23 protein-coding genes are annotated in these 23,565 nt (G+C 40.2%); 5 read left to right on the top strand and 18 right to left on the bottom strand.

Features of this window, described 5'->3' with window-relative positions; all coding sequences use genetic code 11:
• Nucleotides 1-70: 70 nt before the first annotated feature.
• The 4 genes from SFRI_RS08975 to sodB form a co-directional block, all read right to left on the bottom strand.
• On the bottom strand, nt 71-1,612 hold the full coding sequence (locus SFRI_RS08975; protein WP_011637210.1) for a SpoVR family protein: 1,542 nt from the start codon (nt 1,610-1,612) through the stop codon (nt 71-73).
• A 9-nt stretch (nt 1,613-1,621) separates the two neighbouring features.
• On the bottom strand, nt 1,622-2,887 hold the full coding sequence (locus tag SFRI_RS08980; RefSeq protein WP_011637211.1) for a YeaH/YhbH family protein: 1,266 nt from the start codon (nt 2,885-2,887) through the stop codon (nt 1,622-1,624).
• A gap of 63 nt (nt 2,888-2,950) precedes the next feature.
• On the bottom strand, nt 2,951-4,885 hold the full coding sequence (locus tag SFRI_RS08985) for a PrkA family serine protein kinase (RefSeq protein ID WP_011637212.1): 1,935 nt from the start codon (nt 4,883-4,885) through the stop codon (nt 2,951-2,953).
• A 297-nt stretch (nt 4,886-5,182) separates the two neighbouring features.
• On the bottom strand, nt 5,183-5,767 hold the full coding sequence (gene sodB / locus SFRI_RS08990; protein WP_011637213.1) for a superoxide dismutase [Fe]: 585 nt from the start codon (nt 5,765-5,767) through the stop codon (nt 5,183-5,185).
• 235 nt (nt 5,768-6,002) lie between these two features.
• Between sodB and grxD the strand changes: the two genes are divergently transcribed.
• Nucleotides 6,003-6,344 carry a Grx4 family monothiol glutaredoxin gene (gene grxD / locus SFRI_RS08995; RefSeq protein ID WP_011637214.1) on the top strand — a complete coding sequence of 114 codons (342 nt, stop codon included), beginning with the start codon at nt 6,003-6,005 and terminating at the stop codon, nt 6,342-6,344.
• 126 nt (nt 6,345-6,470) lie between these two features.
• Here the strand turns inward: grxD and SFRI_RS09000 are convergent, their stop codons facing one another.
• The gene (locus SFRI_RS09000) at nt 6,471-7,700 is read right to left on the bottom strand and encodes a uracil-xanthine permease family protein (protein ID WP_011637215.1); all 1,230 of its coding nucleotides are present in this window, start codon (nt 7,698-7,700) and stop codon (nt 6,471-6,473) included.
• 238 nt (nt 7,701-7,938) lie between these two features.
• Between SFRI_RS09000 and SFRI_RS09005 the strand changes: the two genes are divergently transcribed.
• Both SFRI_RS09005 and hda read left to right on the top strand, forming a co-directional pair.
• Nucleotides 7,939-9,036 (top strand): DUF2066 domain-containing protein, encoded by a 1,098-nt coding sequence (locus tag SFRI_RS09005; protein ID WP_011637216.1) that lies wholly within the window; start codon nt 7,939-7,941, stop codon nt 9,034-9,036.
• Nucleotides 9,037-9,189: 153 nt separating this feature from the next.
• A complete protein-coding gene (gene hda / locus SFRI_RS09010) occupies nt 9,190-9,900 on the top strand; it encodes a DnaA inactivator Hda (protein ID WP_011637217.1) in 711 nt (236 codons plus the stop codon).
• Nucleotides 9,901-10,014: 114 nt separating this feature from the next.
• Here the strand turns inward: hda and SFRI_RS09015 are convergent, their stop codons facing one another.
• The 4 genes from SFRI_RS09015 to bepA form a co-directional block, all read right to left on the bottom strand.
• Nucleotides 10,015-11,955 carry a hypothetical protein gene (locus SFRI_RS09015; RefSeq protein WP_011637218.1) on the bottom strand — a complete coding sequence of 647 codons (1,941 nt, stop codon included), beginning with the start codon at nt 11,953-11,955 and terminating at the stop codon, nt 10,015-10,017.
• A gap of 149 nt (nt 11,956-12,104) precedes the next feature.
• Entirely contained in the window at nt 12,105-12,482 is a 378-nt protein-coding gene (locus SFRI_RS09020; protein ID WP_011637219.1) for a DUF2069 domain-containing protein, read from the bottom strand.
• 11 nt (nt 12,483-12,493) lie between these two features.
• A complete protein-coding gene (gene arsC, locus SFRI_RS09025; RefSeq protein WP_041412910.1) occupies nt 12,494-12,850 on the bottom strand; it encodes an arsenate reductase (glutaredoxin) in 357 nt (118 codons plus the stop codon).
• A gap of 97 nt (nt 12,851-12,947) precedes the next feature.
• Nucleotides 12,948-14,381 (bottom strand): beta-barrel assembly-enhancing protease, encoded by a 1,434-nt coding sequence (bepA, locus tag SFRI_RS09030; protein WP_235585896.1) that lies wholly within the window; start codon nt 14,379-14,381, stop codon nt 12,948-12,950.
• A 163-nt stretch (nt 14,382-14,544) separates the two neighbouring features.
• On the opposite strand from bepA, the gene SFRI_RS09035 reads away from it, so the two are divergent.
• The gene (locus SFRI_RS09035) at nt 14,545-14,766 is read left to right on the top strand and encodes a sulfurtransferase TusA family protein (RefSeq protein ID WP_011637222.1); all 222 of its coding nucleotides are present in this window, start codon (nt 14,545-14,547) and stop codon (nt 14,764-14,766) included.
• A 25-nt stretch (nt 14,767-14,791) separates the two neighbouring features.
• The gene (locus SFRI_RS09040; RefSeq protein WP_011637223.1) at nt 14,792-15,874 is read left to right on the top strand and encodes an AI-2E family transporter; all 1,083 of its coding nucleotides are present in this window, start codon (nt 14,792-14,794) and stop codon (nt 15,872-15,874) included.
• A 271-nt stretch (nt 15,875-16,145) separates the two neighbouring features.
• On the opposite strand, the gene SFRI_RS09045 is transcribed toward SFRI_RS09040, so the two are convergent.
• The 9 genes from SFRI_RS09045 to SFRI_RS09085 form a co-directional block, all read right to left on the bottom strand.
• Nucleotides 16,146-16,379, bottom strand: a complete 234-nt coding sequence (locus SFRI_RS09045) for a DUF2897 family protein (protein ID WP_011637224.1) — start codon at nt 16,377-16,379, stop codon at nt 16,146-16,148.
• Between the two features lie 76 nt (nt 16,380-16,455).
• Nucleotides 16,456-17,193 carry an 8-amino-3,8-dideoxy-manno-octulosonate cytidylyltransferase KdsB gene (gene kdsB / locus SFRI_RS09050; RefSeq protein WP_011637225.1) on the bottom strand — a complete coding sequence of 246 codons (738 nt, stop codon included), beginning with the start codon at nt 17,191-17,193 and terminating at the stop codon, nt 16,456-16,458.
• Between the two features lie 88 nt (nt 17,194-17,281).
• Nucleotides 17,282-18,352 carry a 3-deoxy-alpha-D-manno-octulosonate 8-oxidase KdnB gene (kdnB, locus tag SFRI_RS09055; RefSeq protein WP_011637226.1) on the bottom strand — a complete coding sequence of 357 codons (1,071 nt, stop codon included), beginning with the start codon at nt 18,350-18,352 and terminating at the stop codon, nt 17,282-17,284.
• Between the two features lie 71 nt (nt 18,353-18,423).
• The gene (kdnA, locus tag SFRI_RS09060; protein WP_011637227.1) at nt 18,424-19,608 is read right to left on the bottom strand and encodes an 8-amino-3,8-dideoxy-alpha-D-manno-octulosonate transaminase KdnA; all 1,185 of its coding nucleotides are present in this window, start codon (nt 19,606-19,608) and stop codon (nt 18,424-18,426) included.
• A gap of 169 nt (nt 19,609-19,777) precedes the next feature.
• Nucleotides 19,778-20,392: a carbonate dehydratase gene (gene can / locus SFRI_RS09065; protein ID WP_011637228.1), complete on the bottom strand. Its 615-nt coding sequence runs from the start codon at nt 20,390-20,392 to the stop codon at nt 19,778-19,780.
• 109 nt (nt 20,393-20,501) lie between these two features.
• Nucleotides 20,502-21,350 carry an alpha/beta fold hydrolase gene (locus tag SFRI_RS09070; RefSeq protein ID WP_011637229.1) on the bottom strand — a complete coding sequence of 283 codons (849 nt, stop codon included), beginning with the start codon at nt 21,348-21,350 and terminating at the stop codon, nt 20,502-20,504.
• Between the two features lie 35 nt (nt 21,351-21,385).
• Complete coding sequence (locus tag SFRI_RS09075; RefSeq protein WP_011637230.1) at nt 21,386-22,096, bottom strand: M15 family metallopeptidase; 711 nt, start codon at nt 22,094-22,096, stop codon at nt 21,386-21,388.
• Nucleotides 22,087-23,220 carry a succinyl-diaminopimelate desuccinylase gene (dapE, locus tag SFRI_RS09080; protein WP_011637231.1) on the bottom strand — a complete coding sequence of 378 codons (1,134 nt, stop codon included), beginning with the start codon at nt 23,218-23,220 and terminating at the stop codon, nt 22,087-22,089. Before dapE ends, SFRI_RS09075 begins: the two co-directional genes overlap by 10 nt.
• Nucleotides 23,220-23,561 (bottom strand): ArsC family reductase, encoded by a 342-nt coding sequence (locus tag SFRI_RS09085; RefSeq protein ID WP_011637232.1) that lies wholly within the window; start codon nt 23,559-23,561, stop codon nt 23,220-23,222. Before SFRI_RS09085 ends, dapE begins: the two co-directional genes overlap by 1 nt.
• Between the last annotated feature and the right edge of the window lie 4 nt (nt 23,562-23,565).

The raw sequence follows: 23,565 nt of genomic DNA on the forward strand, positions 1-23,565 counted from the left end.
TAAATCTCTCATTACACGTTAAAAAAACCAATCAAATTGATTGGTTTTTTTACAACAAAATTGCTCATACTCACAGCATCGAATGTAAACTAGATAGACTTTGTGGTGTCGTTTCTGGACACATTGACAAGGTACTAACAATGCCTAAGTGATCAAATTGCTCCAAAGTGACATTAAATCCCCATAACCGATGTAAATGCTTTAATACCTCTTGATGGTTGTCTGCCAGCGGAATGTTGTCAAATGGTATGTAGCGTAAGATAATTGACCTATCACCGTTCACTTGAACTTGTTGTACTTGTATATTGGGCTCGATATTCGACAGATTATATTGTTGTGATAGGGTGTTGCGAATATCCTGGTAACCTTGATCATCATGAATGGCCGATATTGATAGTTGACCGCGTTTTTCATCATCTAAAATACCAAATAGTTTAAAGTCACGTATCACTTTAGGTGATAAATATTGGCTAATAAAACTCTCATCTTTAAAGTGTTTCATAGCAAAGTGAACCGTAGTGAGCCAATCGCTGCCTGCAATGTCTGGAAACCATTTTCGATCTTCTTCAGTGGGGGTTTCGCAGATACGTCTGATATCGATAAACATCGCAAAACCTAAAGCATAGGGGTTTATGCCACTATAATGTGGACTATTATAGGCAGGCTGCGCGACCACCGCGGTGTGATTCTGCAAAAATTCCAACATGAAACGGTCGGTGACTTTGCCAGTATCATATAATCGATTGAGGATGGTGTAATGCCAAAAAGTTGCCCAGCCTTCGTTCATTACTTGGGTTTGCTTTTGTGGGTAAAAATACTGCGCCATCTTACGTACTATACGGACTAATTCACGTTGCCAAGGTGCTAATAATGGTGCGTTTTTTTCAATAAAATATAAAATATTTTCTTGAGGTTCACTAGGAAAAACGACTGTCGTTTCAGGGTTGTCTTTTGGTGGCGATGTCGGCAGAGTTCGCCATAAGTCATTCACTTGGCTTTGTAAATAATCTTCACGCTCTTGTTGTCTTGCTTGTTCTTCTTTTAGTGACACTTCAGCTGGACGTTTGTAGCGGTCTACACCGTAATTCATTAATGCATGGCAAGAGTCTAAGGTCAGTTCAACTTGTTCTACACCATAACGTAACTCACATTCACGGATATAATTCTTAGCAAAAACTAAATAATCTATAATCGAACTCGCATCGGTCCAGGTGTTAAATAAATAGTTATTTTTAAAAAAACTATTGTGGCCATAACAAGCGTGGGCCATGACCAATGCTTGCATCGTAATGGTATTTTCTTCCATTAAGTAGGCAATACATGGGTCGGAATTGATCACAATTTCATACGCCAACCCCATTTGGCCGCGCTTGTAGCCTTGTTCTGTTTGAATAAATCGTTTGCCAAATGACCAGTGAGTGTAACCAATGGGCATTCCTATTCCTGCATAGGCATCCATCATTTGTTCCGCGGTAATAATTTCAATTTGATTCGGGTAAGTATCAAGTTTAAAGAAAGCTGCGGCCTGTTCAATTTCATGTTGATATTGTTGCAGTAAATCAAATGTCCACTCGGGACCATCATCTAACGGCTTACGGTTAAGTTGAACCATGATAGCCTCCTATATAGCTTGTTTTTTAAAGAGTTCACGGAAAACGGGATAGATATCTTCAACTTGGTGAATTTGCTGTACCGCAATGTTGTCAAACTGCTGTTGTAACTGTTCATATTGATGCCACAAGGTTTGATGCGCCCGATGGCTGATTTCGATGTAACTGAAATAGCGTACTTTGGGGAGAATATGTTTTGCTAATATCTCATGGCAAATAGGAGAGTCGTCGGACCAATTATCGCCATCAGAAGCTTGCGCGGCATAAATATTCCACTCATTGTCAGGGTAACGAGCTTGTTGTATTTCGTGCATTAGTTTTAATGCGCTTGATACTATGGTTCCGCCAGTTTCTTGTGAGTAAAAAAATTCGTGTTCATCGACTTCTTTTGCTTGTGTATGGTGGCGAATGTACACAACCTCGAGGTTTTGATAACTGCGGGTCAGAAATAGATACAATAGAATATAAAAACGTTTAGCCATGTCTTTGGTGGCTTGATCCATTGATCCTGACACATCCATTAAGCAGAACATCACCGCTTGACTAGAAGGGACTTCACGTTTTGCATAGTTGTTATAGCGTAAATCAAAGGTATCGATAAAAGGCACTTTAGCGATTTGTTGCTTAAGCACAATTATCTGCTCTTTGATGGCTATAATGCGCTCGGCCTTAGCGCCAGGAGTATTTTCTAATACTGTAAGTTCAGCTTCCAATGTCTGTAATGCTTTTTTTTTGCCGCCGCTCATGGCAATGCGTCTAGCAAGTGATGAGCGCAGTGATCTGACAATATTGATATTGGCGGGCACGCCATCATTGGTGAAACCTGCACGATAAGTTTGATACTCAACCAATTTATTAAGGCGGTTTTTCTGTAAGTTTGGCAGTTCGAGATCTTCAAACAACAATGCTAAATATTCATCTTTTGAGATAGTAAATACAAAATCGTCATCACCTTCGCCACTATTTGATGCATCGCCTTGACCAGCGCCTCCATGTCCGCCATTAGGTCGTTGGATTTGGTCGCCACGATTAAATTGATCATTACCTGGGTGAACTCTGTCCCTTATGCCACCTTGTCCTTGTCTAAATACAGGCTCACTGAGATCCCGTTTGGGAATAGTAATCTGTTCACCTTTATCAATATCAGTGACACTTCGACGTGTTACGGCATCACCGACAGCTTTTTTAATTTGTTTTTTATAACGTTCAATAAAACGCTGCCGATTAACTGTGCTTTTTCCTTTTGCATTGAGTCGTCTATCAATAAAATTTGCCATACGCTGCTCCCAAGTCTTATTTTTGGAAGCGCCTTTGCCAGTGGCGCTACCAACATTGGGTTTCTACGAAGATTTACGCACTCGTAAATACCATTCTGACAATAGTCTGACTTGTTTTTTTGTGTAGCCTTTTTCCATCATGCGATTAACAAAGTCGTCATGCTTACGCTGATCGTCATTCGATGTTTTGCCATTAAACGAAATCACAGGCAGTAAATCTTCAGTGTTGGAAAACATTTTTTTCTCAATCACTGTGCGTAATTTCTCATAGCTAGTCCACAGAGGATTATTACCTTCATTATTGGCTCGAGCACGTAAGACAAAGTTAACAATTTCATTGCGGAAATCTTTTGGATTACTTATCCCCGCTGGTTTTTCAATTTTCTCCAATTCGGCATTTAAGGCACCACGATCAAAAAGTTGTCCTGTTTCTGGGTCGCGATATTCTTGATCTTGGATCCAAAAATCTGCATAGGTAACATATCGGTCGAAAATATTTTGTCCGTATTCAGAATACGACTCAAGGTAAGCTGTTTGGATCTCTTTACCGATAAACTCAACATACTTAGGGATTAAATAACCTTTAAGAAACTCTAAATATTTCTCACTTATATCGTTAGGAAATTGTTCTTGTTCAATTTGCTTTTCGAGTACATAAAATAAGTGGACTGGGTTTGCGGCTATTTCTGCACTGTCAAAATTAAATACACGTGACAAAATCTTGAATGCAAAGCGGGTCGATAGCCCTTGCATGCCTTCATCTACGCCAGCATAGTCACGATATTCTTGGTAGGATTTTGCTTTTGGATCGGTGTCTTTTAAGCTTTCACCGTTATAGACGCGCATTTTTGAATAAATAGAGGAGTTTTCGGGCACTTTTAACCGTGATAACACGCTAAATTGTGCCAGGGTTTCTAAGGTGCCAGGTGCACAAGATGCCGTCGATAGTTCAGAATTGGCTAATAGTTTTTGGTAAATTTCCATTTCTTCAGATACCCGTAAACAGTAGGGCACTTTGACGATATAGACGCGATCTAAAAATGCTTCGTTGTTTTTATTATTCCTAAACGCGGACCATTCAGACTCATTCGAATGGGCCAAAATAATACCGTTGTACGGCAAGGCTGACAGGCCTTCAGTACCGTTGTAATTGCCTTCCTGAGTCGCAGTTAATAATGGGTGAAGTACCTTAATGGGTGCTTTAAACATTTCAACAAACTCCATTAATCCTTGGTTTGCACGACATAACGCACCTGAGTAAGCATAAGCATCGGCATCATCTTGAGAAAAATGCTCTAACTGACGAATATCAACTTTACCCACCAAAGCAGAAATATCTTGGTTATTTTCATCTCCAGGTTCTGTTTTAGCAATACCGATTTGATCGAGCACCGATGGGTACACTTTAACAACTCTGAATTTTGATATATCACCACCATATTGGTGTAAACGTTTTACAGACCATGGTGACATAATCGTTTTGATATAACGACTTGGGATGTTGTATTCGTTTTTGAGTAGTTCACTGTCTTCTTCAGGATCAAACAGACAAAATGGGTGGTCGTTGACAGGGCTGCGAATGCCATCGGCAGTTAATATGTAAATCGGTACTTGCTGCATTAATGCTTTGAGTTTTTCGGCCAACGATGATTTACCGCCACCGACAGGACCTAAGAGATATAATATTTGCTTTGACTCTTCAAGGCCTTGAGCTGAATGTGTTAAGTAGGCCACGATTTGTTCAATCGCATCTTCCATGCCATAAAAATCTTTAAATGCGGGATACTGTGCAATAACACGATTAGAAAAAATTCGACTTAAAATTGGATTTTTTGCAGTGTCAATAATCTGCGGTTCACCAATGGCCATGAGTAACCGTTCAGCCGCAGACACATAAGCACTTCTGTCTTGTTTACAGATGTCGAGGAATTGCTCTAAGGTATATTCTTCGTCGCGTTTTTTCTCATAACGTTGTTGATAGTGTTCAAAAATGCCCATAGTAACCCCCTCAAAACGTACCGTTGTATGACTTAAAAAGCCTGAGTGATTAATGCGATGGTCAAGAATGTAATGTTATATCTGTTAGCGCAATATTAGGCTTTAAGACTAAAGTGTAGGACAGGAAAAATAACTTGGCTAAGTTTTAGTGAAAAATAAATCAAATAAAAACAACAACAAACAGTAGCATTTGCAATAGTTGCAAAAATAGTGCGATGATCGACTGCGTACTTTAGGCGGATAAAATGATAAAAAAAGGAGCCAAAAGGCTCCTTATGTTTTTGCCATTAATCGAAATTAAGCAGCAAAGTTCTTGTTAACAAATTCCCAGTTAACAAGCTGCCAGAAGTGAGCTAAATACTCTGGACGTGCGTTACGGTAATCAACGTAGTAAGCATGTTCCCATACGTCTACAGTTAATAGAATCGTAACAGACTCATCTGTTAACGGTGTAGCAGCATTGCTAGTGTTAACAATAGCTAATGAACCATCAGCTTTTTTCACTAACCATGTCCAAGCGCTACCAAAGTTATTTACTGCAGAATCAGTAAATTTAGCTTTGAATTCTTCAAAAGAACCAAATGAAGCATTGATAGCAGCAGCGATATCGCCAGTTGCTTCGCCGCCAGCATTAGGTGCTAAGCAGTTCCAGTAAAAAGTATGGTTCCAAACTTGAGCCGCGTTGTTGAACATACCGCCAGTTGAAGTTTTAACAACTTCTTCTAGTGTTTTGCCAGCAAACTCAGTTCCTTCAACTAAACCGTTTAGTTTTACCACATATGTGTTGTGATGCTTACCATAATGGAACTCAATGGTTTCTTGAGAAATGTGTGGTTCAAGTGCGTTCTTTGCATAAGGTAATGCTGGTAGTTCGAAAGCCATTAGTATCTCTCCATGGATTCAGGTTATCGTTTTTGTTTACCAATCAGGTAACATTGCTCTACTGCTATTGTACTGATTATTTTTGTGATGTGAATCATTGTTTAAGGAATTATGTGGATTGCAGTAATCGATTTTATGGATTTTAAATAAACCCTACAAACTGTGGCATTTTGTTCTTTGTCTAGGTGTCGTACAATAGGCACAATGTGTTCAGTCGTCGTACTTAGGAAATCAAATGGAAACTGTAGAAAAGATTAAACAGCAAATTAGCGAAAACCCAATTATTGTGTACATGAAAGGTTCACCTAAATTACCAAGCTGTGGATTTTCATCTCAAGTTGCTCAAGTGATGATCAACTGTGGTGAACAATTTGCATTCGTGGATATTTTACAGCATCCAGATATTCGTGCTGAATTACCAAAATTCGCTAACTGGCCAACATTCCCACAATTATGGGTTGAAGGCGAGTTGATTGGTGGTTGTGACATTATCACTGAAATGTTCCAAAAAGGTGAACTTCAACCTATCATTAAAGCGACTGCTGACAAATTCCGTACAGAAGACGCTGCAGAGTAATTGCAGAAGATTAAGTGCTTTACGCACTGAATAAAAAGCCCCACAGCTAAAGGCTGTTGGGGCTTTTTTATATCGTTTTAAAACGAGCACTTACAAAGCAGTGTTGCTGCATGCGGTTACAGAAAGTTACTTTTCAGCTTGTGGTTTTTTCACCGCAGGTAAAATCAAGTTCATCAAAATAGCGACAATACCGCACAAACTAATCCCCGTTAAGCTAAACGAGCCAATACCAAACGCCATTCCGCCAATACCGAATACCAACGTTACCCCAACAATACTAAGATTACGTGGTTCAGATAAATCGACTTGATGACGAATTAAGGTATTTAATCCAACTGCTGCAATCGAACCAAACAGTAAGCACATAATACCGCCCATTACCGGTACTGGTATGGTTTGCATCATAGCGCCAAGTTTACCTACAAAGGCGAGGGTTATCGCAGTAATGGCTGTCCAGGTCATAATACGTGGATCAAAACTTTTGGTTAGTGTAACAGCTCCTGTTACTTCACTATAAGTGGTGTTAGGCGGTCCACCCAACGCCGATGCTGCTATCGTAGCAATACCATCGCCAGTAAGTGTGCGATGTAAACCTGGCTTTTTAAAATAGTCTTTACCCGTCACGTTAGAGATGGCTAAAATATCGCCGATATGTTCAACCGCTGGCGCAATGGCAACTGGGATCATAAATAGGATTGCATGCCAGTTAAATTCAGGGGCAACAAAGTTTGGCATAGCTAACCAAGCGGCTTGGGTAACAGGAGTGAAATCGACAACCCCAAAGGCTAAGCTAACACCATAGCCAACTAAAATACCCGCTAGGATGGGCATTAATCGGACCAATCCTTTAGCAAAAATCGCGACGATTATGGTGGTTGTTAAAGCCGAAAGTGAAATCATTAGCGCGACATTTTGCTCTACGATGATAAGACTTCCATCACCACTTTTACCTAATGCCATATTGACAGCTACAGGTGCTAAGCCTAAGCCAATGATCATAATGACTGGGCCGACAACAACCGGTGGCAATAAAGTATGTATAAATCCAGTGCCACGAAGTTTCACTGTTAATCCAAGTAGCATATAAACCACGCCAGCAGCCATTAAACCGCCCATGGTGGCTGGAATACCCCATGTTTGTACGCCATATAAAATGGGAGCGATAAAAGCAAAGGAAGAAGCGAGAAACACAGGGATTTGACGTTTAGTGACTAATTGAAACAGTAGGGTACCGAAACCGGCTGTAAATAAGGCGACACTTGTGTCTAAACCCGTTAATAACGGCATTAGCACGAGTGCACCAAAAGCGACAAATAGCATTTGTGCGCCTTGAAGCGGAATTAACACGCGTTTCATATTGTTCTCCATCATTATTTAGAAAGTTAGCGTGTGATTAAACGGCGCGAATTGTCACATAAAAGCGATCATATGCATAACAACTTTGAGGACGCTGTAGCGATTATTGTTATTTGATATGGCTACAATACTGGGTCAATTTGGCAGTAGTAAAAAAGAGTTTTCGTTATCCATTACTCGATAGAATTTTATTATGATATAATTTGTTCACTTATATTTGCTGCGTTTATGTTATCAGATGCTGAAAAAACTAATTAATCTCATTGCGTTACCACTAATTGCGTTAACTTCGATTACGCTTGTACATGCTGCGGAAGTGAACAAGCTTGATGAAGCCGATATTACGGTAGCATCACGCGCAAACGATGTGAAAAACAACGCCCTTAAAGAGGCATTAGCTGCCGTTTTCTTAAAAAACTCTGGTCTACCAAGTGTGGTATTAAACCCATTGGTTAAAGCCCAAATTAATAACCCAGAAGTCATTTTGACTCAATATGGTTACTATGAGAAAAATGGCGAACTGATGCTCAAAGCCAGCTTTGACCATCAACGGGTTATTTCAACGTTACGTGAAGCAGGTTTACCTGTTTGGGGCAGTCAACGCCCATTAACCTTGTTATGGATGTCGGTTGATGAAAATAATGAACCGTCTATTTTAGCAGATGCATCTTCGGCCGATATTCGATCTGAGTTGGCTCAAGAGTCTAGTAACAAAGGCATTCCATTATTGTTGCCAATAATGGATTTGGATGATGTGATGCAAGTCAGTATCACTGATGTACGTGGAATGTTTACCGATGTGCTAGCTAATGCATCCACTCGTTATCAAGCTGATTATTTCGCTATTGCCAATTTGGATACTCAAGGCGTTAACGTTCATTACACCATCAAATTATTTGATAAAAATAGAACTAATGGTGTGTTACAACCGTTAATTTCGCAACAAGGTGATGCGACTGATAATCAACAAGCCACGAAGCGAATGATGAACATTCTAGCCGATTATTATATTAGCCAGTATGCCATAGCCTCTACAGGCAGAGATGTTGCTACCCAAGTTAGCTTTACTGGGTTAAATAACATGACTCAACTGGTACATGTTGAAACATATCTTCGCCAGCTCAGTGCGGTAAAATCCCTTAAACTGAGTCAGTTTAAGGGTGATGCAGCAACATATACGATAGAATTATTTAGTAGTGTAGATGACCTGCAAAGATTGCTTAATATTGATAGCCGGTTATCACAATTAGATACAGTGGGTAGTGTGGAGTCATTTTATGAATCTAAGGCCGACAATCCAGCGCCTAAGTTACTTTATCAATGGTTGGGCCAATAAGTATTATCACCAGATGCGCTGTACACTTTAGTCGTACAGCGTGAATTTTATACCAAGGTTATCTTTCTATGCTGGCTTCTCGCTGATACTCGCATAATTGACGGATTTAGGTATAATAGCGTTAGTTAGTTTATGATTTTGAGACCTATCTGAGTGACACAAAACTCACCAAGACAATTATCTTTACCCGTTTATCTACCTGACGATGAAACCTTTCAGAGTTATTATCCTGCTTCGGGTAATGATGAGTTGATCCAGAAACTTCAAGCTAGCGCTGAAGGCAATCTAGCGTCTTCTTTATATGTATATGGCCCAGAAAAGTCAGGCCGAACCCATTTAATGCATGCAGCTTGTGCACTTGCCAATGACCTAGAACGCCGTACTCTCTATATCCCACTAGGCATTCATGCCAGTATTTCACCGGCATTATTTGAAGGTCTAGAGTCTCTGGAGTTAATTTGTATTGATGATATTGAAGCCATAGCGGGTCATCCTGTATGGGAAGAAGCTATTTTTCATTTATATAATCGTATAGCTGAGCAACAAGATTGTCGTTTAATTGTTAACGGAAAGGCATCACCTTCTGAAACCGGTTTTTTATTGCCTGATTTGGTTTCTCGTATGCAATGGGGATTAATCTATCAATTACAACCAATGGCAGACGATGAAAAGCTTGTGGCCTTGCAGCGCCGAGCGGCAATGCGTGGTTTACAGTTGTCTGATGAAGTAGGGCGCTTTTTACTGACGCGAATGGCGCGTGATTTACGCACCTTGTTTGATGTACTCGATAAACTCGATAAAGCTTCTATGGTACATCAGCGTAAACTGACTATTCCGTTTATAAAAGAGATGTTGAGGCTTTAATACCTTAGGTTTTAATTCCTTAGGTAAAAAATTATCGTCATTAGTCTAACTAATCAAGTAATAAAAAACGCCAAATGAATTCATTTGGCGTTTTTTATTACGTGAGTCAATGGCTTAGTGTTTCACGTGATCACTGCCACTAAATTGCAATGGTCTAGTGTCAACAGCATTTTGTTCAGCGACTTTCTGTGGTGATTTTGATGGATCAGTTGCTAGCACCAAGTTTTGTGCCCAGGTTTGGCCTTTAACTAACGCTACTGGTGCAGGTAAACCGTCCATCACTTGGCTAACATCAACTTTAGGCAGTATTTGGCTCAAGACGTAGCTAGCGCGATCGTATAACTCAGGTTGACCGACTCGGCCACGTTGACCCCACTCAACCACAATGGTGGAACCAGTGGCATCTTCAGGTTTATCAGTTATTGCCATATCACGTAATACATCGTAACGATGGCTCATCATCACTTCTTCAAATAGCATCGCTGCATCTTCTCGTGTTGAAGAATAGGCATAATCATCGTTGGCGAGATCGTTTGCAAAAAATTGCGCTACATCGTTTGGTGTATACGCTTTTTGGGTATTATTTGCATTTTCACCAGAGTATTGAACGTTAGCAAGAGCATACATTTCAGTACTGGTTAATGGATAGCGGATGTTAAGTTGGTCTGATGTCATCTCTTTACTATCATACCGACGATTAAAATCATTTTCTAAGGTTGGACCTTGCAGATTTTCATGCATGCTTTGTGGAAAATAATCATTTGCATGAGCCAGTTCATGGTACAAGAGCCTGGCTAGGTTAGAAGACATATTCTCCATGGTACGATTTGTACGGTTGCCTATTTCTATATATTCACCAGCATAATTGTTGTTTTTAACATAACGATATGGCGAGAGGTAATTTAGCTCTTCACCAAAGTTGCTGCGATAATCAGGGGTTTCATTAATCGTATCTCGCTGAACCGAAGTTAACCACACATATTCAGGATCAAGATATATTGCTCCAATAAAACCAGCATAAAAGGCTGGTCTGATATCGTAACTGATAACTACAGCCGTCACTGATTGCAACAATTCTACAAAATCATTATGAGTTTGTGCACGTAAATAGGCTTCAAAGTTTGCCCCCATCCAGTCGTGTGAAACGAGTACTCTGTCCATAATAGTATCAATCGGATCTGGTTTAGTATCTTGGCTAATGAAGGGTAACTCATTAATAATGTTGCATGCATCAACGAGTTGGTTCGAGTAAACACAAGAGGTTAGCTGCTTTGCATATGGTGAGTCATGCTTGTAAGCGTGCATTCGTGCAACAGGGGAATTGAAGAAAGCGTCTGATGGAGTCATTTTTTCTTTGGTTACGAGTAAATTAACGTCATCTCTAATGGTTTGGCCGTCAAATGTGGCAGTGGCTTTCAGGCTGAATAGCTGATCGGTATCGACGTTTGGGGCAACAAAAAGCGGCCTATTAATGTCACTTAAATCCACGTTGGTAAAGGCTTTATTATTAGTACTAGGATACATACACCAACTAATATTTTCAGGTACTTGGCCGTTTATATTCTGTATACGCAAACTAGCATCAGTTAAACTCACCATTTGATGATCGCTATTAATGCGTAAAATATTGTCATTAGAATCGGCAGTAATTGTTATCGTTTCTTCAATGTTGATATTATCGCCAGAGACCTTCACCTTAAAAGCGTAATCTTGGTTACTTGTGGGTGTGAATGCTAAAACCTGACTATTAACTGCAGCAAGTTCAAGAATGGGTCCTGAAACCTGCTGCCACAAAAATGTTTTGCCAATAGTGTCTTGTTCATTAAGGTTGGCAATAATGCTACCAGGCTTGTCTTTGGCATAATCGTGTTCAAGGACAAAAGTCAGTTGAGAGTCTGTGTCGGCAATGGAATAAGTGATATTTTCACTACAAATTTCGAAAGCGGATGAGGTAGGCACACCTTGATCGTTATTGTCTGAATCTCCTCCGCAGGCGCTAACTAACATAGCACTGGCTAAAAGGCTGTAGGTTCCTAAATTTCGTGATAACTTCATTAAACGACTCCATGTTTATATTGTTATTATTTTAAATACACTTACATAACATCTTGTTAACGAACGAATGTAGCACGCTGTTTTGGTTAAATGCAAGCAACAAAAAAGCGCCCGAAGGCGCTCAAATAAACAACAAAAATGAAAGTTGTTTATTGTTGTTCAGACTTTTTCTTCAACCCTAATCCTAGCTCTCGGCCGCGCTTACGAGCATAGAATGGAAAACTCACCAACAACACACAAATCAATACTGATTCAATCAGTGCAAATACCAGCGCATCAGTAGTGACATAAGCAAGGGTTAAGCCATGTAATAAGTATACACACAGAATAAAACTGGCCCATGCATATGTATATGGGTTACCGGTTAAGATGCCTTTAAGTGGAAACAGTAAAGGTACAATCCATATTAAGCTGAACCCTAAAGAGTAGGTGCCATTCATGCCTTGTTGAATAAACCAGCCGCTGAGCAGCAGGAGTAATGCAAGGTAACCAATTCGACTTAGTTGAAACAAGGTTTGTGAAGTCATTATTTTACTCGTTAAAGAATAGACAAAACATTTTCTGGCGGACGACCAATGGCTGCTTTGTTGTTGGCTAGCACGATAGGGCGTTCAATTAATTTAGGTGTTGCTACCATTGCAGCGATGAGCTGATCTTCCGATAACGATGCGTCAGCCAAATTTTGAGCTTTATATTCGTCTTCTTTAGTGCGCATAAGCTGGCGAGCTGTTAAACCAAGTTGTTGTAAAATAGTCTGAATTTCATCCGCTGTAGGTGGCGTCTTTAAGTATTCAACGACAGTGACATCTGCTGCATTAGCTTGCAACAGAGCGAGTGTTTCACGACTTTTTGAACAGCGAGGGTTATGGTATATCGTTGTTTTTGTGGTTGTCATTGTCATAGTCCGTCATTAAAAAATGGCAAACAATAAGTAGATTTATTGTTTGCCATTATTCTATCAAAAAATAGCTTATAAGGTTAGATTATCGCGGCTATTTTAATTCTTCCATTGCCCTATCTGCTTGTCTGAATTGTCTTATTCTTGCCTCAATTCGCGCCAGTTGCAGGTTTTGTCCATCAGAATAGCGATATGCATAATTGAGTTGGTCAATAGCACCTTTATAGTTAGCCGATAAGGCCATGAGTTCAGCATTGCTATAATACTCAAGCGCCTTATTGTCTAGCTTACGATATGCATCAGCCATAATTTGATACGGCAGCATATTTTGCTTATCGAAAAATATCAGTTCTTCTAAAAGTGGAATCGCTTTTTTCGGTTGATCTGCCTGAACATAAATATTGGCCAAGTTTGTGTTGACCACTTGCGAAGTCGGTTTCAATTTCCGCTGAGCTTCTAATAATGCTATTGCGCCTGCAAAATCTTTTTTCTGATCTAACAAATCTGTTTTGGTGTCGATGTAGAACAGATTATTGTCATCTTGTTTTAGTAGATCATCGATGATCACTTCAGCTTGAGCAAATTTTTCCAAACGGAAAAGTGCTAACGCTTTGCCATAGAGTGCCGCTTGTTTAAAAGAATACTCATTCTTTTTGAGTTGTTGTTCAAACAAAGATAACGCGGCATCATCACTAAAACTTGAAAAGCGAACTTGGATACGGGCTTTAGCTAGCTGAAAGTTAAGGCTGTTAGGGACATTACGTTTAGGGTACTGAGCTGCGCGGTTACGAGCCTCAGTAATACGTGATTCTGGCAATGGATGCGTCAGCAACATTTGTGGTGGTGTTGTGGTAAAACGATAGCGAATTGCTAATTGACCAAAAAATGTAGCAGCAGCATTAGGATCAAATCCAGCATCGACAAGAATTTGCATTCCAATACGATCAGCTTCTTTTTCATGTAAGCGGGTATAGTTTATTTTAGATTGCGTTGCTAATGCTTGAGTTGTCGCCAAGGCAGCCATACCGGCTTGAGGTGCAGCAATTGTTAATAAAATAGCCCCTAACATTCCCACAATCGTTGCAGTCGAGCTTTTTTGTTGTGCTTCAAGAGATCGTGCTAGATGGCGTTGAGTCACGTGGGTAATTTCGTGGGCTAATACTGATGCAAGCTCACTTTCGTTGTCGGCATTTAAAAATAAACCCGTATGTACGCCAACATGACCACCAAAGAACGCAAATGCGTTGATTTCATCATTGCGGAGTAAAAAGAAATAAAATGGTGTCTTTACCCCCGTGGCATTAGCAACTAGCTTGTTACCCAGTTCAGATAAATATTGGGTTAACACTGGATCACTGAGTACCGGTGCCGATGAACGAATAACGCGCATATAAGCGTCACCGTAGACAGTTTCTTTTTCTAAACTAAAAGTATTGACCGCTGCGGTACCTAGATCTGGAAGATCATTATTGGCAAAACTGTGGCCAATACTGGCAGCAAAAAGCACACTAATAGCGCTAGCAGCCAGTGATTTTGAAAAGGTCGATAATGATAATTTACTCAAGCGGAACCTTTAATGATGATTGAATCGAAAATATAAGCTTAACCAACAAGTTTGCTTAAGTTACATTGCTTGTGGTTTATTGTACAAGCTAGGATAATAGCCCTAGATTGTTTAAAGCAAGTTGATAATGATTTTAATTGATTTAACACCCTATGTTTGTCCTTATCCTTTAGTAAAAATTAAACTTTTACTAAAGCAAATGGATCTGGATGAAAAATTACATGTACTCTTATCTGACCCTGGTTCACGCCGAGATGTTCCCTTGTTGATAAAAAAAATGGGTTTTGGTATTGAAATCATTGCTGATCAACCGCAATGCTTGTCATTTATCATCACCAAAACAAATTAATATTGTTTATATAAAAGGTTTTTCAATGCTGGAAATTTTAACTGATTGGTACAAAACCCGTTTTAGTGACCCACAAGCCATAACGTTAATGTTTATCATTATTGGGATTGGTCTTGCATTGTACTTTGGTTCCGGATTACTTGCGCCATTACTGGTTGCTTTGGTGTTAGCTTTTTTATTAGAGTGGCCAGTAGCACAGATGTCGCGACTGGGTATAAGCCGAACCGCTGCTGCAACAATTGTGTTGGTGGTTTTTTTAGGGTTGATGATTATTTTGACGTTTGGTTTAGTGCCCAGTATTTGGCGCCAAGGAGTGTCATTGGTCACCGATTTACCTTCTATGATCGATAAGGGCATGATAATCGTGCGCGAATTTAGTGCTGATTACCCGCAGTTTGTGAGTGCATCGCAACTTGATTCGATGATGGAAGAAATCAACAAGATGCTTGATACACAGCACCTGATTGATTTAGGTAAACAAATTCTGGGTTATTCTGCGTCATTATTAGTGTTAATGGTGTACGCGATTTTAGTACCATTATTGGTATTTTTCTTTTTAAAAGACAAAGAGTTTTTATTAAACGGTAGCAAACGATTTTTCCCGTCTAACCGTGGTCTTGCACGAAAAGTTTGGTTTGAAATGGACCAACAAATTTTTAATTATATTCGCGGTAAAGTGATTGAGATTGTTATTATTGGCGTAGCCAGTTATATCTTTTTTGCTATCATGGGGTTGCGTTATTCAGCGCTACTGGGCGTATTAACAGGTTTGTCGGTATTGATCCCATATGTTGGCGCAACATTGGTTACATTGCCGATTGCGTTAGTGGCATTTTTTCAGTGGGGTTTTAGTGCTGAATTTGGTTATTTAATGTTAGGTTATGGGATTATTCAGGCGTTAGATGGCAATGTGTTAGTACCGCTACTCTTTTCTGATGCTGTTGATTTACATCCCGTTGTGATTATTGCTGCGGTGTTAGTATTTGGTGGCTTATGGGGCGTTTGGGGAGTCTTTTTTGCCATACCACTAGCTTCGTTAGTCAAAGCCGTCATCAATGCTTGGCCGAATAACCAAGAGCAACAACGAGTCAAGTTTGACAGTGAATAACACTTGCCTGTGGTATTGAACTACAACTGTACAGAAACAAAGCCTGTTGGATACACATTAAGCTAACCCCATTATGGTGTTAGCTTTTTTATTATCAGGCTTATGTTGTGACATTTAGAGATTGTACGAATGGTAATCGCGATAGAAAGAATGACCGTTAGACAAATAACAACGATTAAGCATAAGAATATAGAGCAACATGGACGTTATGTTAATAACAAACCGCTATAAATAATAGCTAGGTTCATTTTATTAATAGGTCAATTGAGCATTATAACGTTTTGTCTTTGCTGTCTTTGTCTTTCTCATCTGAAGGTGCTGCTGTCAGTTTATCTTCCGATTCTGGTGAACTAGTTTCTTTGCCTTTGGTGTGCGTTTGATCTTTATGTTCACCAAATTGAGGCATTTTAAATTTGGCAGAATATTTCAATACCGCGATATTACTTGCAATAACGCCTATAACTAAAATAATAATTAGCCAAACTTCATAACCTTCAAGACTCATTGAAAACTCCTTTTAAGCTGAAATTTTCTAGCCGTGTTTTTAAGACAACAGGGCTAGAACCATACGTGTTTGGTTATTAGTCGACGGCTAAACGTAGCTCACATTTGCGAATATCTTCTGGAGTATCGACTTCTGGAGAATCAAAAGCACTGATAGCAATTTTAATTTTGTGGCCGTATTCGAGTGCGCGTAGCTGTTCTAATTTTTCGAGATCTTCAAGTCTGCCTAAAGGCAACTTAGCAAAGGCATTCACAAAACGCTTAGTGTAAGCATAAACACCTAAATGTTTGTAAACCGGATAGTCATTGGTATCGCGACCAAAGGGAATACGAGAGCGAGAGAAATATAATGCATTATGGTCATTATCAAACACCATTTTAACGTGCATTGGGTCGTCTAATTCTCTTTTATCGACGATCTCAAATCCTAATGTTGCCATTTCGAATTCACCAGGGTGACGTTCAAATAGACTAATGATTTGTTCGATTGAGATAGGATCAATCAGCGGTTGATCGCCTTGTAAATTAATCACTAAATCGTCATCATTAAGACCCAGTAATGCAATGGCATCGTTAATACGGTCGGTACCAGATGCTGCATCAGGGCTGGTCATTACCACTTTACCACCAAAGGATTCAACGGCATCTTTAATGCGGTCGTCATCTGTAGCAACATAGATGCTATCGAGACCTTTTGCTAATGATGCACGTTCATAAACGTGTTGGATCATGGGTTTACCATTAATCGGGGCTAGCGGCTTGCCCGGGAAACGGCTTGAACCATAACGTGCCGGGATTAATAGAGTAACTTTCATTAATATGACCTACTTGTGGTTGTGACAATGGTATAGACAATAAATAAAAGGGCTCATAAGAGCCCTTTATGACTTAATTTGTCGTTTATTATATACGACGGAATAACTTAGTCAGCATTTCATCGGTAACTTTCTCTTCCCAGCCTTTACCGTACACGTTGTCCCAAAGTGGACCCATGCTCTTAGTAACGGCAACCATCTTAGCGATAGTTTCATCTGGCAAATCTTTACAGATGTTTTTAGGCAGAGTGATGTTATGAATTTTCATCATTTTGCGGAATTCAGTCACACCTTCTGGGTAAAACTCTTCCAGCACATCAAAGGCTAAACAGTTACCAATACCGTGGTGATAACCCAGCACATAACCTAAACCGTAAGATACCGCATGACATGCACCAACTTGGCTATAAGCAATGCTCATACCGCCCATGTAAGACGCCATCATTAACTTGTCGTCTTTTTCTGCGTGGTCGTCTAAGAACACTTCACGACATAAATCCATAGATTTTTCGGCAAATGCTTTAGCAAACTCGTTTAAGTAAGTGCCTTGTAATGATTCTACACAATGGATAAAGCAATCCATACCAGTGTAGAACCATTGATCAGTCGGAACCCCTGCAATTAATTCAGAGTCCATGATGATTTGATCAAATACGGTGTAATCTGAGTTCAAACCTAGCTTACGAACTGGTCCGCACAATACCGCAGTACGTGATGCTTCTGCACCCGTGCCAGATACTGTTGGAATACCAATGTGGTGTATCGCAGGGTTTTTAATCAAATCCCAACCTTGGTATTCAGAAGAACTACCAGGGTTAGTGAGCATGAGTGATACAGCTTTGGCTAAGTCCATTGTTGAACCGCCGCCTAAACCGACTACGCTCACTGGTAACTTAGTGTTAAATGCTTTAACTTGCGCCGTTAACGCATCAACTTGTTCAGTTGTTGGTTCATCATCTACATTTACGTAAATCAGTAGGTCGTGCGCTTGCGTTGGCACGCGGTCAGCTAGCGGTTTACCTTGATGTACATCATCGACAAGGAAAACGACAAAATCGTTAGCATCTTGACGTTCTTGACCTAATACAACATCAAGTTGCACAAATGAACCACGGCCAAAGATCATTTTAGGTACACATTTAAAATTTTTAAAACTCATTACAACAGTCTCCATTGAGATAAGTACTGTAAAAAGTGCTCTCAGCCATCACTGACCGAGAGGCATCAATGCTAGGCAAAAGCGCGTTTGATATTTTCAATACGTTCAGCTATTTGCTCATCAGTCCAAGACAACTTGATTAACATCGAAATCGTTCGACTCATGATAGCGTCAGATTTGGGTGTCAGCACTTTAGTGTAGTCAGGGCGATCAGCGATTAGCATAATAGGTAATGCGGCAGGCGCTTTAAGTTCTTGGATGTGTTTCCAATTTTTAAGGTAATGCCAGTTGTTAACATACCAGTAAAAACAACCATCAACTTTGTTGGCAGCCAGCTTTTTATTAATTTCTTGAGTGCGTTCTTCTGTTGGCATCATAAATGTTAAGAAGCCTGCAGAATCGCCATCTGGATCAGGAATTTCACGGAAGGTGATTTCAGCAATAGATGCCATTGCATCTTTAATGGTTTTCTTATTTTTACGTTGAATAGCAATGATTTTATCAAGCTTACGTAATTGTGCTAAACCCATTGCTGCATTCATTTCTGAAATACGGAAATTCAACCCCATAATTGGGTGTGATTCTGCACCACGATCATTACCAACATGGTCATGGCCGTGATCTGAAAACATGTGTGAGTGGTTATAAATTTCGCTGTTGTTAGTGACAATCGCGCCGCCTTCACCACAGGTGATGGTTTTAACTGAGTCAAATGAGTAACAACCTACATCACCAATAGTGCCCAATGCTTGGCCTTTATAACTGCCACCGATGGCTTGACATGCATCTTCTAAAATCACCAAGTTATGCTTTTTACACACAGCTTTGATTTCGTCCATCTTGGCCATAGAACCACACATATGAACAAGGTTAATGGCCTTGGTACGTGGCGTGATTACAGCTTCAATACCTTCTGGAGATAGGCACAACGTTTCGTCAATTTCAGCAAAAATAGGGACAGCACCGGCCATAAACACGGCTTCAACAGAGGCTACAAAGGTAAATGGAGGCACAATGACTTCATCGCCAGCACCAATGCCCGCTGCTGCCATTGCAGTTTGTAATGCAGCAGTACCGCTTGATACTAAATGAGCGTGTTTCACGTTCATTTTTTCGCAAAGTAGTTGCTCCATGTCGCGGGTTTTCCAGCGATCATTACGCATATGGTCAAAGTTATAACGGAAGGTAAAACCGTTCTCCATTACGTCAGCAACTTCCTGCTTTTCTTCAGGACCAAATAATTCAAAACCAGGCATGGAAATCATCTCCTAAAAATTCTGCGCATAGTAGCGCTAAATAAACTGGATGATTATAACGTTCTTCAGTGGTGGTTCGCGACTTTTATTGCATATTTTTAATAACAATAAACAAAGGCCTGCTAAATAACAGGCCTATTAAAAGTGTAAATGGAGATAGAAGGCAAGGTTATGCTAAATTGCGGCCATGAAGACGGTCAATTGTCACGTCTAAATCTGTGAGTAATCCGTTATTAATTCCGTAAATCCAACCATGTATTGCTACATCTTGACCACGATCCCATGCTTCTTGAACTATGTTGGTCGACACAACATTTGACACTTGTTCCATTACATTAAGCTCACATAGGCGATCAAAACGTGCTTGTTCACTCATCGATTCAAGAGCCTCCTCGTGAATACGATAAATGTCGCGTAAATGTCCGAGCCAATTGTCAATCAAGCCCAATCGCTCTTTATTCATTGCTGCACGAACACCACCACAACCATAATGCCCAACGACCATGATGTGCTTTACTTTTAGCACATCAACAGCATATTGCAGCACTGATAAACAATTTAAATCTGTGTGAATGACCATATTAGCGATGTTACGGTGAACAAACACTTCACCGGGTAATAAGTCGATAATTTGATTAGAAGGCACTCGGCTATCTGAGCAACCAATCCATAAATATTCTGGGTTTTGTTGTTTTGCCAGTTGCGCAAAAAAGGTAGGATCTTCTTTGTTGATCCGTTCAGCCCAACGGCGATTATTATCAAATAATGGTTTAAGAAGTTTCATGAGCACTCGAATTATGTCGTTTTTTACCGGTAAGGTATTACAGGTAATAGGTCATTTTGTAATGAGTATATCAGCAATGTCGACGGATCTGGTCTATCCATTGAGGTGATTAATTAAAATTAACTTTACTCAAAAAATCAACAAGATGCTGATTAAAAATGACTGGTTTTTCGATGTTAGCTAAATGACCTGCTTGTTCAATGTGCAATAATTGACTGCCATCAATACAGTCATGCATTAAATAACTTTCCAGTGCAGTACGCAAATAACCACTTAATCCTATCGCCACCAAAGTCGGTAATGTTAATAACTCAACCGATTCGAGTGTGTCACGTTTGAATATGGCCATATTGGCAAACTTCAGTAACGCACTAAGTTGTGCGCTAGAGTAAGACGTTAATTCAGCGCTAAATTGTGCAACAATATTAGCTAGATTAGGGTCTAGACTGATCAATTGCTCAATATCTTTACTAAAAAATAATGTGCTAATGGTTTGGGCAAGGTCTGCTGTTATTGCTTGTTCGTTGGCAACTTGAGCCATTAACCCTTGGTATTTAACGCAATTAACTTGCGGTTCAAACCCCACAAAACTGTTTAACATCACCAAGCCATTAATACGAGCCGGTGCATGTAAAATAAGTTCAGCTGCAATTGCGCCGCCACTACCATGACCTACGATGGCGGCAGAGTTGATTTCAAGGTTATCCATTAACGTTAATACGTGTTGAGCCACATCTTGTAAATTTTCAACAGATTCAGGGATAGTGGTTGTTTTACCATGACCCCAAAAGTCGATGGCGATGCATCGATACTGTGATGACAGTTGGTCAATTTGCGATCGCCACATCGTGCTATTGGTGAGTAAGCCATGACAAAAGATAACAACAGGTCCATGCCCTTCATCCAAGTAATACAGTGGTTGATTATCAATTTTTATGTGATGCAGTAAAGTGGACATAACAGACTCATTTAAAGAGGAAATGCGCGCAGACACTAAGCCGGAGAGGGCGCAACAAAGAAAACATAATGATTAACTAACTCTGTTAGTCGTTCAATTAAGGGTGATTTTAACGATATTTCTGCCGCAGACAACACTTTTGCAAATTCATCAGCGCTAAATTGCTCCAACAACTCATTAGCGACAGGAAAATAGCTCATGTGCCATGGCTCAGGACTAACACCACTTAAATCCGGCTGGTAGGGAAAATAAAATCCAAAATCAGCAGCATGCGAGATAAGCCATTTATGTAGATGAGCACAAGGGCCATCGGCTGTATATTCTGCAGTGATTAACTGCAGTGCTTGTTTGCTAATGTTATTTGCATCATATATATCGAAATCGGTGCCCCAATGATGCCGAGATGCGCCAGGGAGTGCAGACCATATCAAAATGGTATCAATCAGTTGTTGTGGCGTGAGTGACGTAAACTCAACTGGATTTGAGTCTTGGTCGAGTAATGGTCGCTGACCTGTGGCTTTGGCGTTCCAAATACTCAATTGACGATCAAATGGTCTATATGCAGAACATATTTGTACATCAAACCCCGCAACAGATGCCGCACATTGCAACTGCAGAAATGCAGTTGCAGTGCGTTGTTCAAGCAAAAACTGTCCAATTGAAACTAAATGTCGATCGTCTAAGCCGTATAATTTAGCTTGCTCGCTAGGGATATTAATCGAAGAAAACTGTGAGCTTATTTGCACAATAACTTTTCCAAAATGCGTTCATAGCAATTGGCTAATATCTCTAAGTCGGCCACGTTAACGCATTCATTCACTTTATGAATTGTCGCGTTGACAGGGCCTAACTCCAACACTTGTGCGCCAGTTGGTGCGATAAAGCGACCATCTGAGGTACCACCTGAAGTTTGTGGGTCGGTTTCATAACCTGTGACTTCGCGAATCGCTTCCCGTGTGGCATCAAGCAGTGGGCCGTCACCCGTTAAGAACGGTAAACCATTAAAAATCCAGTTGATATCATAATCTAAGCCATGAGCATCAAGAATACTCACCACCCGCAGGATCAATTCTTCTGCGGTCACTTCGGTAGAGTAACGGAAGTTAAACATCACGGTTAATTCACCGGGGATAACATTCGATGCACCAGTACCGCCATTAATGTTAGCAATTTGGAAACTGGTCGGTGGGAAAAACTCATTACCATTATCCCAATGCATTTGTGCGAGTTCAGTTAGTGCTGGAACCGCTTTATGAATAGGGTTGTCGGCTAAATGTGGATAGGCAACATGGCCTTGAATTCCGTTAACAGTTAAGTTGCCAGTTAAACTTCCACGACGACCATTTTTGACGACATCACCTAATTTATGAGTTGAAGAAGGTTCGCCAACTAGCGCCCATGTCATTTTTTCATTACGAGCTTCGAGCGTATCAATAACCCGCGTGGTGCCGTTTATAAATGGACCTTCTTCGTCACTGGTAATTAAATAAGCAATAGAGCCATTGTGGTCTGGATGTTTAGCAACAAATCGTTCGGTCGCGATAATCATCGCGGCTAATGATCCTTTCATGTCTGCTGCGCCGCGACCATGTAAATAGTTATCAATAATGGTCGGTTCAAACGGAGGAGTATGCCAACGGTTAAGATCGCCAGTTGGGACTACATCGGTATGACCTGCAAAGCAGAAAACCGGATCACAGTTACCGCGTCTTGCCCACATATTGGTGGTGTCTTCAAAAACCATCGGTTCAATATTAAAGCCAACAGCGGCAAGGCGATTGGCCATTAAGGTTTGGCAACCCTCATCCAATGGTGTTACCGATGGACGTGATATCAGATCTTTTGCTAATTCAACTACATCATTATTCATTATGCGAACCACGCTTGGTATTGAGCTAGGTTAAAACCAACCAGTAATTTATCGTTGTTGACCAGAACCGGGCGCTTAATCAATGTTGGATGTTGCACCATTAATGCTATGGCTTTGTCTTGAGTGATATCCGTTTTTTCAGCATCAGTCAAACCACGAAAACTGGTGCTGCGTTTGTTAAATAAGGTTTCCCAACCGACAACATCAGCCCACTGCGTAACCATGGTTTCATTTAGACCATCTTCACGGAAGTCGTGAAACGTGTAATCAATTTTTTCGGCTTCAAGCCATTTGCGCGCTTTACGAACTGTATCGCAATTTTTTATGCCGTATAAAGTCAAAAGA

The sequence above is a fragment of the Shewanella frigidimarina NCIMB 400 genome, assembly GCF_000014705.1.
GTDB lineage: Bacteria > Pseudomonadota > Gammaproteobacteria > Enterobacterales > Shewanellaceae > Shewanella > Shewanella frigidimarina.

Coding starts and splice junctions, on each gene's coding strand:
- SFRI_RS08975 (WP_011637210.1), bottom strand. CDS start 1,612: ATGGTTCAACTTAACCGTAAGCCGTTAGATGATGGTCCCGAGTGGACA.
- SFRI_RS08980 (WP_011637211.1), bottom strand. CDS start 2,887: ATGGCAAATTTTATTGATAGACGACTCAATGCAAAAGGAAAAAGCACA.
- SFRI_RS08985 (WP_011637212.1), bottom strand. CDS start 4,885: ATGGGCATTTTTGAACACTATCAACAACGTTATGAGAAAAAACGCGAC.
- sodB (WP_011637213.1), bottom strand. CDS start 5,767: ATGGCTTTCGAACTACCAGCATTACCTTATGCAAAGAACGCACTTGAA.
- grxD (WP_011637214.1), top strand. CDS start 6,003: ATGGAAACTGTAGAAAAGATTAAACAGCAAATTAGCGAAAACCCAATT.
- SFRI_RS09000 (WP_011637215.1), bottom strand. CDS start 7,700: ATGAAACGCGTGTTAATTCCGCTTCAAGGCGCACAAATGCTATTTGTC.
- SFRI_RS09005 (WP_011637216.1), top strand. CDS start 7,939: ATGCTGAAAAAACTAATTAATCTCATTGCGTTACCACTAATTGCGTTA.
- SFRI_RS09015 (WP_011637218.1), bottom strand. CDS start 11,955: ATGAAGTTATCACGAAATTTAGGAACCTACAGCCTTTTAGCCAGTGCT.
- SFRI_RS09020 (WP_011637219.1), bottom strand. CDS start 12,482: ATGACTTCACAAACCTTGTTTCAACTAAGTCGAATTGGTTACCTTGCA.
- arsC (WP_041412910.1), bottom strand. CDS start 12,850: ATGACAACCACAAAAACAACGATATACCATAACCCTCGCTGTTCAAAA.
- SFRI_RS09035 (WP_011637222.1), top strand. CDS start 14,545: ATGATTTTAATTGATTTAACACCCTATGTTTGTCCTTATCCTTTAGTA.
- SFRI_RS09040 (WP_011637223.1), top strand. CDS start 14,792: ATGCTGGAAATTTTAACTGATTGGTACAAAACCCGTTTTAGTGACCCA.
- SFRI_RS09045 (WP_011637224.1), bottom strand. CDS start 16,379: ATGAGTCTTGAAGGTTATGAAGTTTGGCTAATTATTATTTTAGTTATA.
- kdsB (WP_011637225.1), bottom strand. CDS start 17,193: ATGAAAGTTACTCTATTAATCCCGGCACGTTATGGTTCAAGCCGTTTC.
- kdnB (WP_011637226.1), bottom strand. CDS start 18,352: ATGAGTTTTAAAAATTTTAAATGTGTACCTAAAATGATCTTTGGCCGT.
- kdnA (WP_011637227.1), bottom strand. CDS start 19,608: ATGCCTGGTTTTGAATTATTTGGTCCTGAAGAAAAGCAGGAAGTTGCT.
- can (WP_011637228.1), bottom strand. CDS start 20,392: ATGAAACTTCTTAAACCATTATTTGATAATAATCGCCGTTGGGCTGAA.
- SFRI_RS09070 (WP_011637229.1), bottom strand. CDS start 21,350: ATGTCCACTTTACTGCATCACATAAAAATTGATAATCAACCACTGTAT.
- dapE (WP_011637231.1), bottom strand. CDS start 23,220: ATGAATAATGATGTAGTTGAATTAGCAAAAGATCTGATATCACGTCCA.